Annotated in this window: 11 protein-coding genes; 7 read left to right on the top strand and 4 right to left on the bottom strand. The window is 49.8% G+C overall.

The window, feature by feature from the left end; translation table 11 throughout:
* Positions 1–152 precede the first annotated feature (152 nt).
* The 3 genes from KD147_RS03390 (at position 153) to KD147_RS03380 (ending at position 2706) form a co-directional block, all read left to right on the top strand.
* Positions 153–1226: a sensor histidine kinase gene (locus KD147_RS03390; RefSeq protein ID WP_105254211.1), complete on the top strand. Its 1074-nt coding sequence runs from the start codon at positions 153–155 to the stop codon at positions 1224–1226.
* Complete coding sequence (locus tag KD147_RS03385) at positions 1223–2050, top strand: LytR/AlgR family response regulator transcription factor (RefSeq protein ID WP_105254210.1); 828 nt, start codon at positions 1223–1225, stop codon at positions 2048–2050. Before KD147_RS03390 ends, KD147_RS03385 begins: the two co-directional genes overlap by 4 nt.
* 182 nt (positions 2051–2232) lie before the next feature.
* A complete protein-coding gene (locus KD147_RS03380; protein ID WP_212546889.1) occupies positions 2233–2706 on the top strand; it encodes a helix-turn-helix domain-containing protein in 474 nt (157 codons plus the stop codon).
* 37 nt (positions 2707–2743) lie between these two features.
* Here KD147_RS03380 and KD147_RS03375 read toward each other — a convergent pair whose 3' ends face one another.
* Positions 2744–3733, bottom strand: coding sequence for an ATP-dependent 6-phosphofructokinase (locus KD147_RS03375; RefSeq protein ID WP_212546888.1), 990 nt, complete (start codon positions 3731–3733; stop codon positions 2744–2746).
* Positions 3734–3771: 38 nt separating this feature from the next.
* Entirely contained in the window at positions 3772–5208 is a 1437-nt protein-coding gene (gene pyk / locus KD147_RS03370; protein WP_105254207.1) for a pyruvate kinase, read from the bottom strand.
* A gap of 416 nt (positions 5209–5624) precedes the next feature.
* On the opposite strand from pyk, the gene gnd reads away from it, so the two are divergent.
* Positions 5625–6998 (top strand): NADP-dependent phosphogluconate dehydrogenase, encoded by a 1374-nt coding sequence (gene gnd / locus KD147_RS03365; protein ID WP_212546887.1) that lies wholly within the window; start codon positions 5625–5627, stop codon positions 6996–6998.
* 79 nt (positions 6999–7077) lie between these two features.
* On the opposite strand, the gene ansA is transcribed toward gnd, so the two are convergent.
* Both ansA and sppA read right to left on the bottom strand, forming a co-directional pair.
* A complete protein-coding gene (gene ansA / locus KD147_RS03360; protein WP_105254206.1) occupies positions 7078–8088 on the bottom strand; it encodes an asparaginase in 1011 nt (336 codons plus the stop codon).
* 85 nt (positions 8089–8173) lie between these two features.
* Positions 8174–10039, bottom strand: a complete 1866-nt coding sequence (gene sppA / locus KD147_RS03355) for a signal peptide peptidase SppA (RefSeq protein WP_105254205.1) — start codon at positions 10037–10039, stop codon at positions 8174–8176.
* A 210-nt stretch (positions 10040–10249) separates the two neighbouring features.
* Between sppA and KD147_RS03350 the strand changes: the two genes are divergently transcribed.
* The 3 genes from KD147_RS03350 to KD147_RS03340 all read left to right on the top strand — a co-directional run bounded on the left by KD147_RS03350 (position 10250) and on the right by KD147_RS03340 (position 13949).
* Positions 10250–12220: an NADPH-dependent 2,4-dienoyl-CoA reductase gene (locus tag KD147_RS03350; RefSeq protein ID WP_105254204.1), complete on the top strand. Its 1971-nt coding sequence runs from the start codon at positions 10250–10252 to the stop codon at positions 12218–12220.
* A 143-nt stretch (positions 12221–12363) separates the two neighbouring features.
* The gene (locus KD147_RS03345) at positions 12364–13053 is read left to right on the top strand and encodes an HvfX family Cu-binding RiPP maturation protein (protein ID WP_105254262.1); all 690 of its coding nucleotides are present in this window, start codon (positions 12364–12366) and stop codon (positions 13051–13053) included.
* A 344-nt stretch (positions 13054–13397) separates the two neighbouring features.
* Entirely contained in the window at positions 13398–13949 is a 552-nt protein-coding gene (locus tag KD147_RS03340) for an NAD(P)H nitroreductase (RefSeq protein WP_212546886.1), read from the top strand.
* Positions 13950–14012 lie beyond the last annotated feature (63 nt).

Here is a 14012-nt window from a genome sequence, read left to right as displayed (position 1 = left end):
CGCCGCACCCCTTGTGCGGCGTTTTTGCGTTGAAGGAAGGGTTAGATAAGACCAAATACAGTGCCTTTTGGGTTGGCTTTATTAATAATGATGTTAGATAAGTATGCAGCGCGCATGGATATTGATGGCGTTAGCAGGGAGTTTAGTGAATTTTGAATTGGCAGCAATTAGTCGATAATCGCCAGCGTTTTTTCTGGGTTTTGCAAATCGCAGGATGGATAGGCTACGCCCTGGTTAATTACATCGGCTCCAAGGTCTTCGAAATGCGTGATATTTACGTGTTCGTGATCTTGCTTAATGCCTATGCCGGGTGCCTGATGACGGTGCCGCTGCGCTATTTGTACCGCCGGGTGTGGAATGCCAAACCCTGGATTTTGGTGCTGGTGGTGTTTGGGGTGTCCTATATCACCGGAACCCTGTGGTCCGTGGTACAAAAGTTTAACCTATGGGAAATTTATCGCCACGGGTATAGACCCGACGAATGGTTTTACTACTTCCAGCAAGGCCTGGATTCGGTTTATATCATTTTATGTTGGAGTGGTTTGTATTTCGGGATCAAATACTATCAGTTGCTTCAGGGAGAGCGGCAAAAGGCGCTCAAAGCCAATACCATGGCCCATGAAGCGCAATTAAAAATGCTGCGTTACCAGTTAAATCCGCATTTTTTGTTTAATACTCTTAATGCCATATCGACCCTGATCTTGGTTGAGGAAAACAAGGATGCAAACAAAATGGTGTCCCGTTTGAGTGACTTTTTGCGCTACACACTCAACACCGACCCCATAAAAAAAGTGGCGTTAGAGCAAGAGCTGCACGCCCTGAGTCTATATTTAGATATTGAGCGGGTGCGATTTGACGACCGCTTGGCTGTACAGATGGATATCAGCGACGAGGCCAGAGAAGCCTTGGTGCCAAGCCTTATCCTACAGCCGTTAATTGAAAACTCGTTGAAGTATGCCATCGCTCATATGACCCAAGGGGGTGTGATCAGCGTTAAGGCTCAGGTGTTTGCCAAGGAGTTGTTGCTTGAGGTCAGCGATAATGGACCGGGTACCGAGCTTAAAGACGGGCAGCTGCTTAATGCCGGTGGTGTTGGTATCGCCAACACCAAGGATAGATTAAAGACACTTTACGAGAACAATTATTCATTTGTATTATCAGGGAATACGCCGACCGGTTTAACCGTCAACATTCGTATCCCTTATGAGAAGGCAGTAACAGAGTGAGTACCATTAAAACCCTGATCGTCGACGATGAGTCGTTAGCTCGCAAGGGCCTGGCTGTGCGTTTGGCCCAACTCGATAACATCGAAGTGGTTGAACAATGTGCCCAAGGCAGCGATGCAGTGGCCCTGTGCCAGGCGCAAACGATTGATTTGGTCTTTTTGGATATTCAGATGCCAGGAATGAACGGCTTCGAGGTCGCGGATGCGCTTGCGCACTTGCCCGCCGAGAAGCAACCCCTAGTGGTGTTCGTTACCGCCTTCGATCGCTATGCCGTGCAGGCCTTTGAAGTACATGCGCTCGATTATGTGCTCAAACCTGTGGATGACGAAAGACTAAAACAGGCGGTGGAAAAAGTGCAATCACATCTAAAAACACAACAAGATAACCTTCATAAGAAAAAGCTTGCCAGTTTCGTTGCCGGGATCACCGGTAATAACTGCGAAGAAATTCTTAAGAAACTCGCCAGTGGTGATAGCTTGGAAACCAAGCGTTATCCGGAATCTTTGGCGGTGAAAGAGCAGGGTGAGATCATCCGCGTGCCCACCAACAGCATTCAATGGGTAGACGCCGCAGGCGATTATATGTGTCTTCATTGTGGTGATGGACAAACCCATATCCTGCGTAAAACCATGAAAGAGTTGGAGCGCGAGCTCGACCCCAGCTTATTTGTGCGCGTTCATCGCAGTGCCATCGTCAACTCCAAACAGATCAGCAAACTGGTGACTCAGGTCAGTGGCGAATACCTTTTGGTGTTGAGCAATGGCCAAGAGCTGAAGGTGAGTCGTAGCTACCGCGATAAGGTGAAGGCGGCGTTAGCTAATTAATAGCAAGCGCCTTGTCAAAATTTTAGACCTTATTAAAAGCGAGACCTGAGTGCTCGCTTTTTTGTTGTGCTAAGGCTGTGAAATGGTCGCTGTCGGGTAAATGTCGGGAAGCTTTCGTACCTGACAGTGTTAATATTCGTCCAATCTTCACTTTGACATGGATAAGCAGTAAGAGGCAGGCAATGAATTTGAAACAATTACGTTTGAGTCGACAATTATCGCAAGAGCAATTGGCACAGATGTCCGGGCTCAACGTGAGAACGGTGCAAAGGATAGAAAGTGGTGCCAATGCGAGTTTAGAGTCTCAAAAGTGCCTGGCTGCTGCACTCAATGTCGATTTAGCTACATTGAATCAGGAGAAAGTGATGATAGATAGAAGCTCAGAGAACTGGAAAAACCTGCCTTTGTTTTTAAGGGTTTGGTTCGTCTTTAATTTTTTGCAATTGAGGCCAACACGGCGCTCGGCTCATAATGTTGAGCGACTCAGTCATGTGTGTGGCTACCTTTTTTGCTTCTTGGGTGTTATGAATGAAGCCGCGTTGATTGGTGGTTTGATCATGCTGACGTCGGGCTATTTATTTACCTTGTTAAAATACCAAGGTGATAAATACCAAATCTGGTATGAGCGAAGCGACAAGGCATACGCCGAAGGATAACAAAGGGGCCGTTTACACGGCCTTTATTGTGCTAAGTTCAAAGGCGATATTCTTTGAGTCGCGCTACGAAGTTCACATTGCGGGCCTGGGTATCCGAGGTGTCGCTAAGTGCAGTGGTCGTCACTTGGGCGTTTTCAATGCCGACCATGATGCCGGTATTTCCAAGCTCTATTTGCTTAACCGCCTCGACTCCCAATTGGGTGGCCAGTATTCTATCGCCGGCCACGGGGGCACCGCCACGCTGAACATACCCTAAAATGGCGCTGCGACTATCGACTCCAGTGAAGTCACTGAGTTGCTCGGCCAGCTCTTGGGCGCTGATACTTAACGAATGCTCTGCCATCACCAGCACATAGCTGTGCGCCGCATCCTGGGCTAGCGATAACGCGACATCTTGCTTCAACTGGGCAATAAATTGCTGCTCATCGTCAATGAGCTCTTTGCAGATGATCTGTTCAGCACCGCTGGCCAAACCCGCTTCCATGGCAATAATGCCGCAATCGCGTCCCATCACTTCGACCACAAATGTACGTTCGAACGCTTGCGCCGTATCGCGAATTTTATCGATGCAGCCGAGCGCGGTGTCTATGGCCGTGTAAAAGCCTATGGTCGCGTCGGTGCCATTGATATCGTTATCTATGGTGCCGGGAATGCCAATAATTTGTCCCGACCAGTGTGCGCTAAGTGCCTCGGCCCCCTTGAAGCTGCCGTCTCCGCCGATCACGATCAGGGCATCAACATGGCATTTTCGTAAACTGTTGGCCGCCTGGAGAATACCTGACTCCGTGTGCATCGCCGGACAACGGGCGGACTTAATAATGGTTCCACCGCGATGAATTATATCGTTGACTTGATGGGCACCGAGCTCGGTGTAATTTTCGTCAATGAGGCCGTTATAACCTCCGTGGTAACCAATTACCTGGTAATTGCACGAGAGCGCTTTGAGAGTGATGGCGCGGATGGCGGAGTTCATTCCGGGGGCATCGCCCCCGGAAGTGATCATTGCTATACGTTTTTGTTTAGACATAAGTCTTTGCGTGTGTTGCTAAAACCTATGTTAACTATTTATTGAACGGTGACAATTTTCAAGGTATTTGTGGCACCAACGGTTTCCATCATGTCGCCGTGGGTGAGGATCACGGTATCACCTTGCTGCAGATCGCCCAGTTCAACCAAGCGAGCAAGCGCCTGACTGGCAATCTCTTCCTTCTCATATTGGCTTGAATCAAAGTGCACCGGGTAGACACCGCGATATAACGCAGACTGTCCCAGGGTTTGCTGGTGACGTGATAGCGAATAGATGGGCAGACCCGACGAAATACGCGACATCAGCTTGGCCGTGTTACCGGACTCGGTCAGGGCGACGATGGCTTTAACCGTGCCTAGGTGGTTGGCCGCATACATGGCCGAAAGGGCAATGGTTTCGGCGTTGTCGGCAAACATGCTATCGAGACGGTGTTTGGAAATATGTGTTTCTTTTTGCGATTCGGCACCCAAACAAACGCGCGCCATGGTCGCAACCGTTTGCTCCGGGTAGTCACCGGCCGCAGTTTCGGCAGAGAGCATGACCGCATCTGTGCCGTCCAATACTGCGTTGGCCACGTCCATCACCTCGGCGCGGGTCGGCATCGGATTGTCTATCATAGACTCCATCATTTGCGTGGCGGTGATCACCACACGATTAAGCGAGCGGGCACGATTGATGATGGTTTTTTGTTTACCCACCAGCTCGGCATCGCCAATTTCCACCCCCAGATCACCACGGGCCACCATGACCGCATCGGAAGCGAGAATGATATCGTCGATGGCTTCAACGCTTTCGACCGCTTCGGCGCGCTCTATCTTGGCCAGCAATTGCGCCTTAGAGCCCGCTTTTTCGGCCAAAGAGCGTACATAGCGCATATCTTCCCCAGAGCGTGGGAAAGACACGGCGATATAATCAACGCCAATGTCGGTGGCGGTGATCAGGTCTTCTTTGTCTTTATCGGTAAAGGCCGGTGCCGTTAAGCCGCCGCCTAGGCGGTTAATGCCCTTATTGTTCGACAGCACGCCACCGACTTTGACGATACAGTGGACCTTGTTGCCTTCAACATGGTCAACAGTTAGTTGAATAAGGCCATCGTTTAATAACAGCAGGTCGTCGCTTTTTACATCCTGAGGTAGTTCTTTGTAGTCGATTCCGACGCCGTTGATGTCGCCTTGATCTGGGCCTAAGTCCGCATCAAGAATAAATTTTTCGCCCTGGGTGAGGGTAACCTTGCCATTCTTAAAGGTGGAAACACGAATTTTAGGGCCTTGTAAATCGGCAAGAATGGCGACGTGAACACCTAAGCGGCTGGCAATATCGCGTACCGCATCGGCACGTTGCTGATGGTCGGCGGCTTTACCATGGGAAAAGTTTAAGCGCACCACATTAGCGCCGGCGCGGATGATTTTTTCTAGATTATTGTCTCTGTCCGTTGCCGGACCAAGGGTGGCCACGATTTTTGTACGTCTAAGCATTAAAGTCTCCCGTAGGCGTATTTGCTTTTATAGCATGGTAGCAAACTCTGGCTTGATTACAGCTTGGAGTCCGCTTTTTACTTATTTTTTACTATTTATGTTTCGGTAGTATGACACCGGTGTCAGATGCAGTCAATTGTGCTATAATCGCCAGCTGACTCCTTTATGCAATGATATTGGGCTAATTTGATATAATTCCAAGGCGGGGATTGAATGGTGCATAGTTTTCCCTATAATGCCCGCCGTAATCAGGTTATACACCCAATTTTTAAAGGTGGTCAATCCAAGCGCCGGGCACAGACACGCTAACAGGTGAATATTTGTCAGCGAGTTAGGCTCTTACGCTAACATTATTATGTTGTTGCACCCATGGGTGTTCTAGACCAGTCACACGTTTATACCGAGGAGGAAACTCGATGCAAGTAGCATTAGTAGGTCTGGGAGTGATGGGCAAAAATCTTGCTTTGAACTTAATCGAAAAAGGGCTCACGCTCGTTGCTTATGATAAAAATCCAGACGCTGGTGAAGAATTACTAAGCTGCGCCAAATCGCAAGGAACGGCCGATCGCTTGCATATCGTCTCCGATCTTCATGATATGGTGCGTCGTTTAGAAGCGCCACGCTCCATCCTCTTGTTGGTGCCTGCCGGTGAACTGGTTGACCGTGTGTGTCAGGACCTGGTTGATGCGGGTGTGAGCAAAGATGACATCATCGTCGACTGCGGTAACAGTAATTACAAAGACGGTATTGCCCGCAAACTGAAATATCAGAATAAATTTGAATTCGCCACCATGGGTATCTCCGGTGGTGCCGAGGGTGCTCGCCATGGTCCGGCAATGATGGCCAGTGGCTCAGAGGGCGGCTGGGAGCGCATCGAGTCTTCCTTTGAAAAAGTAGCGGCCAGCTACAATGGCGAGTCTTGTTTTGCCCGTGTGGGCCAATCCGCCAGCGGCCATTTTGTAAAAATGGTACATAACGGCATCGAATATGCGTTGATGCAGTTAATCGCCGAGGTTTACCAATTATTGCGCCTGGGCGCGGGTAAGACCCCACAGCAAATCGCCGAAATCTTCGATGCCTGGTCAGAAGGCGAACTCAACAGCTATCTACTGGCTATTTCCAGCCATATTCTTAAACTGGAAACCACAGAAGGCACTGCCTTAGTCGATTTAATCGACAACAAGGTTGGCGCCAAGGGCACGGGCTTGTGGACGGCGCAAAATGCCTTGGAATTGGGCATTGCCGTGCCTTCCTTGGTTGCTGCGGTACAAGCGCGTCACCTGACTAATACCGGTGACACCCATGCGGCAAAAGAAATGACCTATGCCGCTAAGGCAACAGAAAGCATTGATATCGACCTGGACGAGCTAAAAGATGCCTTCCACCTGGCGAGTCTGCTCTGTTATCGCCAGGGTCTGGCGCTGATCAAAGGTGCATCACGCGCCCATCAGTGGAAAGTCGATCTCGCTAAAACCCTGCAAACCTGGCGTGCCGGCTGTATTATCCGCGCCGATTACCTCGACCAAATTGCCCAAGGCGTAGAGTTTATCGATACTTTGGATACGCAAGTGAAAGCTCTGCGTCGCATCAGTGGTGCTGCGGTTAGCACCGGCCTTGCATTCCCTGTGCTGAGCGCCACGCAAAACTATTTGGCGACCTTAAGCACGCCGAGCAATGGTCACCTGGTGCAGGCGCAACGCGACTACTTTGGGGAGCACGGTATTAAAACGCACAGCGGTGAGGTGTGCCACCTGACGGACCTAGTTGAGATAGATGCCAAGGTTCGTTAATAGCCAAGACTAATCGAAATGATTAAAGGCTAAAAAGCCCCGCATTAGCGGGGCTTTTTGTTTCGCTTCTTATTCGCCGTTAACGGCTTAATTCACCGCGCAGATTGTCCTGCATAAGGTGGCGAATGCTTTGTGTTGAAATCTGCTTACTCAACAAATAATGCAGCTTGGTTAAACAGGCCTCTAAGGTCATATCGAAACCGCTGATAACGCCCACGTTCAACAGCGCATTGCCGGTGGCATAACCACCCATATTAACCTGACCCTGTAAGCACTGGGTGAGGTTGATAATCACAATACCGCGCTCATTGGCATTGGCTAACAGCTCCAAAAACTCATGGTTTTGCGGTGCGTTACCGACACCAAAGCTCAATAAAATGAGTGCCTTAATATCGTCGTTAATGATAGAGCCAACCACATCGGCGCTGATCCCAGGGTACAGATGCAATACCGCAATGGCTTGCGGGGTAATGCGTGAGACCTGAAGCTCATTGTCGATATAGGGGCTGAGTTGGCCTTCTATCAGACGAATATTGATACCGGCTTTGGCTAGGGGCGCCATGTTCGGAGAGTCGAAGGCGTTAAAACCATCGGCATGGATCTTGGTTGCCCGATTACCTCGAAATAGCTGATTGTTAAAGAATAGGCTCACCTCGGCTATGGGGTAGTTCGCCGCCAAGTACATGGCATTTAACAGGTTAACCTGGCCATCGGAGCGCAGTTGCGACAGGGGGATCTGAGAGCCCGTGACGATCACCGGCTTGGTCAGGTTTTCGAACATAAACGACAGCGCCGACGCCGTGTAGGCCATGGTGTCTGTACCGTGCAACACCACGAAGCCATCGTAGTCATGGTATTTGGCTTGAATATCATCGGCTATCATCTGCCAATGGGCCGGCGACATATCGGAAGAGTCGATGAGAGGGCAATATTCTTCGATATCGAACAGCGGCATTTCATCACGGTTAAACTCGGCACTGTTTTTTACCGTTTCGGTCAGGTAGCCAGCGGCAGGGATAAAGCCCTGACTTGATTTTTTCATGCCTATGGTACCGCCGGTATAGGCGATATAAATACGTTTACGTTTCATAAAAAAGCCCGATAGATGCTATCGGGCTAAGTATACATGCTGTAGCGCCGTGACTAAACGTGGCGCTAGGATTTATTTACGAAAATTAATTCGTTACGGCGCACACCAGACAGCGAGCGTAGATGCCTTCGGGATCATTAAAGGCTTTTAAGGAGCTGACTTGCTGTTCAATTTGCTCAACAAAGTTATCAAACTGCATGGCTGCTCCAACGCTGGCGCTGTGTGGGGCTTGTTTGGCAACCAGAGACTGAACCATAGCATTCCCAAACAGGTTTTGAATGAAGATATCCTGTGGTGATAGCGGCTGCTCAATCAGCTTCACATCATAATGTTTGAGGCTCGCGAGTTTGGCCGCTGCGCTAATGGCTGCCTGTTTGTCACCAAGTTGGTCAACAAGGCCTAATTCTTGTGCCTGCGTAGCAATCCATACGCGTCCCTGAGCTATTTTATCCACCTCTTCAACTGGCAGGCCACGAGACTCGGATACCACCTTTAAGAAGCGAGAGTAGGCGTTTTCAACACTCATTTGAATGGCTTGAGCCAATTTATCATTAAGGCCAAGTAACACAGATGATCCTTTTAGCTCTGTAGTGCCGACGCCATCGGAGTAAACACCTAGCTTTGCGGCGCTGTTTTCAAAGGTCATAATGGTACCGAACACGCCGATAGAGCCTGTGATGGTGCTAGGTGCGGCCCAGATCTCGTTGGCGGCACTGGCAATCCAATAACCACCAGAGGCGGCTACCGAGCCCATGGAGGCGACCACGGGTTTACCTGCTTCTTTAAGGGCGATGACTTCACGGCGAATTAGCTCAGAAGCAAACATGCTGCCACCACCTGAGTCGATACGAAGAACCACGGCCTTAACGCGATCATCGTTACGTGCTTCGCGAAGTAGGGCAGCGGTGCTGTCGCCGCCAATTTCACCGGCTTTACGATGACCATCAACTATGGTGCCTTTGGCCACGATCACCGCCACTTTTTCGGTGAGAGGATTATCCACAGCGATGGGTAGCTTGAAGGTAGCCAGGTAATCATTGAAGCCAATTTGACGGAAGCTGTTGCCTTCATCATCAAGGCCTACCAAGTCGATCAGCTGTTGACGTAGCTCCTGGTTATTTTTCAGGGCATCAACCCAACCGTATTTAAGCGCATATTCGGCGCCGTTGCCGTCTACTTTCTCTAGCTTCGCCAGGTAGGCGTCCAGGGTTTCGTCGAAGTTTGTTTGTTCAAAACCACGTAGGCTCGCAACTTCGTCCTTATACTGCTGCCATAGGTGTGACAGCCACTCTTTATTCGCTTCCTTGGCCGCTTGCGACATATCGTTACGGATCAACGGCTCCACCGCTGATTTAAAGGTACCGACACGGAACACATGTTGGGTGATCTTAAGCTTGTCTAAGGCGTCTTTAAAATACACCGGATAAACACCAAAGCCTTCGATAGACACGCCGCCATAAGGGTGTAGATTAATTTCATCGGCGTGGGCGGCAAGGTAGTACTGGCTTTGGGTGTAATAGTAGCCTGAGGCAATAACCGGCTTACCCTGGGCCTTAAAGGCATCGATGGCTTTAGCTATGGCCGCCAGTTTATTGATATGGGCACCGCCTAGGTTTTGCACATTTAACAGCATGGCTTCTATTCGCTCGTCCTTGGCGGCCTTGTTGATCACATCAACAACATCATCAACCAAGATTTCTGCTGGTTCATCTTGTGCACCCATGGATTGGGCGAGGGCGGTATCGAGAGGGTCTACATAGCGTTTTTGTTCGACCAGGTAGCCATTTAGGTTTAGGTTTAGCACCGAGCCTTTGGGAACCATGATCTCGCCGTCGTCGCTGGTAATTGAAGCAATTACCAGGATAACCAGTACTATGAAGATGATGTTGACCACCAGGCGGCGGGAAAAGTTAATTCCATCCCAGGTGGCTTTTACTACTTTTTTAATCAAAATCAGACCCTTAATATTAAAATCTGCTCTACACCTTGTTTAGACTTCCATATTAGCCCAAAGACTTCAAAATTTTAAACAGAAAAAAGTAACTAAGTGTTTACAGTTATCGCTGCTTAGATCATGGATGCTGTCGAATCTACTTGCCGCTTAAGATAAAAATCGCTACTCTCAAACAGGTATGACCAGATTAGTTAGAAGAGGATAGCCATGCTAGAACAAGCATTAGAATTAGCGCATGGGCAAATACGAAATCGCCTGGTAATGGGCTCAATGCACACAGGTTTAGAAGAAGGGTGGCATAACCGTAAGCGCCTGGCGGCCTTCTATGAGGAGCGTGCCAAAGGCGGCGTCGGGCTTATTATCACCGGCGGCTATAGCCCTAATATTCGCGGTAAGCTCACCCCAATCTCATCGTCCTTTAATACTCTGTTCGATGTAATTAAGCATAAAAAGTACACTCAGGCGGTGCATAAACACGGTGGAAAAATCTGTCTGCAACTGCTCCATGCCGGACGTTATGGCTATCATCCCTTTAACTGTGCACCGAGTGCTATCAAGTCGCCAATTACTCCCTATGCACCCAAGGCCATGACCAAGGGCATGATTAAAAGTACCATTAAGGACTTTGCCAAGAGCGCGCGTCTGGCGCAACAAGCCGGGTATGATGGCATTGAGATCATGGGCTCCGAGGGTTATTTGATCAATGAGTTTATGGCTCCCCATACCAATAAGCGCGAAGATGAATACGGGGGTGATAACAAAGGCCGTATGCGTTTTGCCAGGGAAATCGTCGAGGCGGTGCGCGCACAGGTGAGCGACGAGTTTATTATTGTTTTTCGTTTGTCTGTGATGGATCTCATCCCCAACGGCTCAAGCTCAGAGGAAGTGACCGAGCAAGCCCAGGTGTTAGCCAAGGCGGGCGTCGATATTTTTAATACCGGCATTGGCTGGCATGAGGCGAGGGTACCCACCATCGCCTCCATGGTTCCCCCAGGCGCCTTTCGTGAAGCGTCACAGCGTTTAAAAGCGGCGACCGATAAACCGGTGATCGCGGTAAACCGTATTAACACCCCGGAGATAGCCAATGAAATTCTAAACGCCGGGCAAGCGGACATGATCTCCATGGCACGCCCCTTGTTGGCCGACCCGGAATTGTTTAACAAGTATGCCCAGCAGCGCAGTGAGCAGATCAACATCTGTATTGGCTGTAACCAAGGGTGCTTAGACCATGTTTTCAAAGGCCAGCGCGCCACCTGTTTGGTTAACCCTTTGGCGGGGTTTGAGCTAGATTTAGCGATAGAAAAAGCAGAGAAAAGTAAAAATGTGCTGGTGGTCGGTGCCGGCCCTGCGGGTCTTGCCGCCAGCATCTATTTACGTCAGCGTGGCCATCAGGTCACCTTAATTGAGCGCTCCGATACCTTGGGCGGTCAGTTTAATCTGGCCATGCGCATCCCAGGTAAAGAAGACTTTCAATTGGCACTGAAATATTTCAGTGAAGAGGTGGTGCGTCAGGGCGTACAGCTACATATGAACACCGCCTACGATGCGTCCATGCAAAATGACTACGACGATATCGTCTTTGCCTGTGGTGTGTCTCCGCGGCAGGCAAGCTTCCCTTGTGAAGATGGGAAACGCGTTTACAGCTATGATGAGGTGATCCGCGGCGAAGTCGAGCTTGGATCACGCATTGCCATTCTTGGCGCCGGCGGGATTGGTTTTGACATGGTGGCGTTTTTAACAGAAGAACACCATCAGAGCATTGCCAACTTCAAGGCGCAATGGGGCATAGAGCAGCCCGTTGAGTTACACAAGAGCGACAAGCAACTTTACATGCTTAAACGCAGCAGTGGTCGCTTTGGTGCGGGCTTGGGTAAGACCACCGGCTGGATCCATCGTCAGGTGGCCAAGATGCATGGCGTCGAGCAAATCGCCGATTGCCATTATGAGCGTTTCGATGCCGACGGATTGCACATCAGCGTGGCCGGTACCGCCAAGGTACTGGATGTGGATACCGTGATCGGCTGTATCGGCCAAACCGCGAACGACGGTGAGTTAAAGCAGGCACAGCAGGGCACAGGTAAGGCTGGCCTGCATGTAATAGGCGGCGCCAAATTAGCGGCGGAAATCGACGCCAAACGCGCCATCAAAGAAGCCTTGATGGTGGCCAGGGAGATTTAATTTTCCGCCCTTATAATCGTTAATTTTAATGCCGCCTAAGTGCGGCATTTTTTATGGCTTTAATATTTTTTGTAATAAAAGCAGGGGAATGCGGGTCTTTGTGCTATATCATTAACAGCTTGTTTACTTACAAAGGTTGTACCATGCACACTCGAGTTGCCACTACCCACCAGGAAGCCCCGTTAGGGCCTCTGCAGGCCTTTGATGGCTTAGCGCCCTTGCTTATGCGATTAATTTTGGCGCCGGTGATGATCATCGCCGGGTTTACTAAATTGAATCTCGGCCAAAGTGATTTGCCCTGGACACAACGACTACTCGCCGACCCCAATGTGGTGGCCTGGTTCGGTAACAGCGATTGGGGCTTGGGGTTACCCTTTGCCGATGTGTTTGCGTTTTTGGCGGGTTGGGCGGAGTTTGCCGGCGGCTGGCTGCTCCTGGTTGGGTTGTTTACTCGCTTGGTTGCTATTCCTTTGATGATCACCATGGTGGTGGCGGCCACAACGGTACACTGGGATAACGGCTGGTTTGCCATTACGCCAACGGATACACAAACCAGTCCAGCGCAGGTATTGCACTGGGTTGGCATTGAAGCTGGCAAGGAAAGCCTCGAGAATTCAGCAGCAGCAAAAATGCGATTAGAGGTCATCAAAACTTTGGTCGCAGAGCATGGACGTCCCAGTTATCTCTATGAGCGCGGCAATATCGTTATTCTTAATAATGGTATTGAGTTTGCCGCTATCTATTTTGTTATGTTGCTGTCGCTGTTCTTTGTCGGCGGGGGGCGTTATGTGAGCCTGGATTACTATCTTGTGCCACGAAGACGGCGTACATAAGTCATTTGGGTCTGTTGACCTTTTCTGTTTGTTTCTGCAGCAGTTTGTAGTGAATTTATACAAGGCAGAGCAGGTGTGGTGTAGTTATTCTACACGAGCATGCGATAACACAGTAGAAATACACTACAAGCGCTGCCCTGTGGGTTCATCTAAACGCTTCCTGCTCTTTGTTGCTCACTAATTTACATAGAGTACTATGCTGCATAGCTCGCGTCGCGATCAGAATGCGTTTAGATTGAACATAAAGTAAACCGCAAAGATAAACAGACCCTAGGTTCTCTTATCAGCCTAGGGTGACTGTGGTAGCCTTAGGCAAAAGCACTTAAGAGAAAGAATTGCCCATCATGAATGCAACCGAGCTGTTATTAAATCGCCAATCAGATAGCCAATTATCTTACCCGGGTCCATCGCCACAGCAGATGGAGCTGATCCAACAAGCTGCACTTAGAGTGCCGGATCACGCCAACCTAGCTCCTTGGCAGTTTATTGTTTTAGAAGATGAACAACGGGATGCACTTGGCAGCATCTTTGTCAAAGCTGCGGTCGCCGAAGATATGGGTGAGCGCACCATAGAGCGGGCCGCGACGCTCGTGGATAGAGCTCCCATGGTGATTGTAAGTATCATGAAATACACCCCTCACGACAAGGTGCCGCGCGTCGAGCAAATAGCCAGTGCATCCTGTGCGACCTTCGCCATGCAACAGGCGGCATTTGCACAAGGCTTATCGGGTATCTGGCGTACCGGCGCTTTTGCGCAATCGCCGACAGTGAAGGCCGAGTTGGGGTTGAACGAGGAGGATGAAATTATTGGCTTCTTATACCTTGGCACTCCCACACTCGATTGTCCGAAAAAACGCCGCCACCAGGTGGGTGATTTCTTTTCTTCTGGTATTTAATCTCGCACAGGACGCCGTGCTGATGGAGCGAAAAAGCGGCATCGTCATCTTAGATTAATATTC

Origin of the sequence: Pseudoalteromonas sp. BDTF-M6, from assembly GCF_018334135.1 — a bacterium.
Classification (GTDB): Bacteria; Pseudomonadota; Gammaproteobacteria; order Enterobacterales; family Alteromonadaceae; genus Pseudoalteromonas.
This window is presented reverse-complemented; position numbering and strand designations above follow the sequence as displayed.

Bases quoted from the DNA above. Each gene is read 5' to 3' on its own strand.
- pyk (WP_105254207.1), bottom strand. From the start codon at position 5,208: ATGCTTAGACGTACAAAAATCGTGGCCACCCTTGGTCCGGCAACGGAC.
- KD147_RS03345 (WP_105254262.1), top strand. From the start codon at position 12,364: ATGCACACTCGAGTTGCCACTACCCACCAGGAAGCCCCGTTAGGGCCT.
- KD147_RS03340 (WP_212546886.1), top strand. From the start codon at position 13,398: ATGAATGCAACCGAGCTGTTATTAAATCGCCAATCAGATAGCCAATTA.
- ansA (WP_105254206.1), bottom strand. From the start codon at position 8,088: ATGAAACGTAAACGTATTTATATCGCCTATACCGGCGGTACCATAGGC.
- gnd (WP_212546887.1), top strand. From the start codon at position 5,625: ATGCAAGTAGCATTAGTAGGTCTGGGAGTGATGGGCAAAAATCTTGCT.
- KD147_RS03380 (WP_212546889.1), top strand. From the start codon at position 2,233: ATGAATTTGAAACAATTACGTTTGAGTCGACAATTATCGCAAGAGCAA.
- KD147_RS03350 (WP_105254204.1), top strand. From the start codon at position 10,250: ATGCTAGAACAAGCATTAGAATTAGCGCATGGGCAAATACGAAATCGC.
- KD147_RS03375 (WP_212546888.1), bottom strand. From the start codon at position 3,733: ATGTCTAAACAAAAACGTATAGCAATGATCACTTCCGGGGGCGATGCC.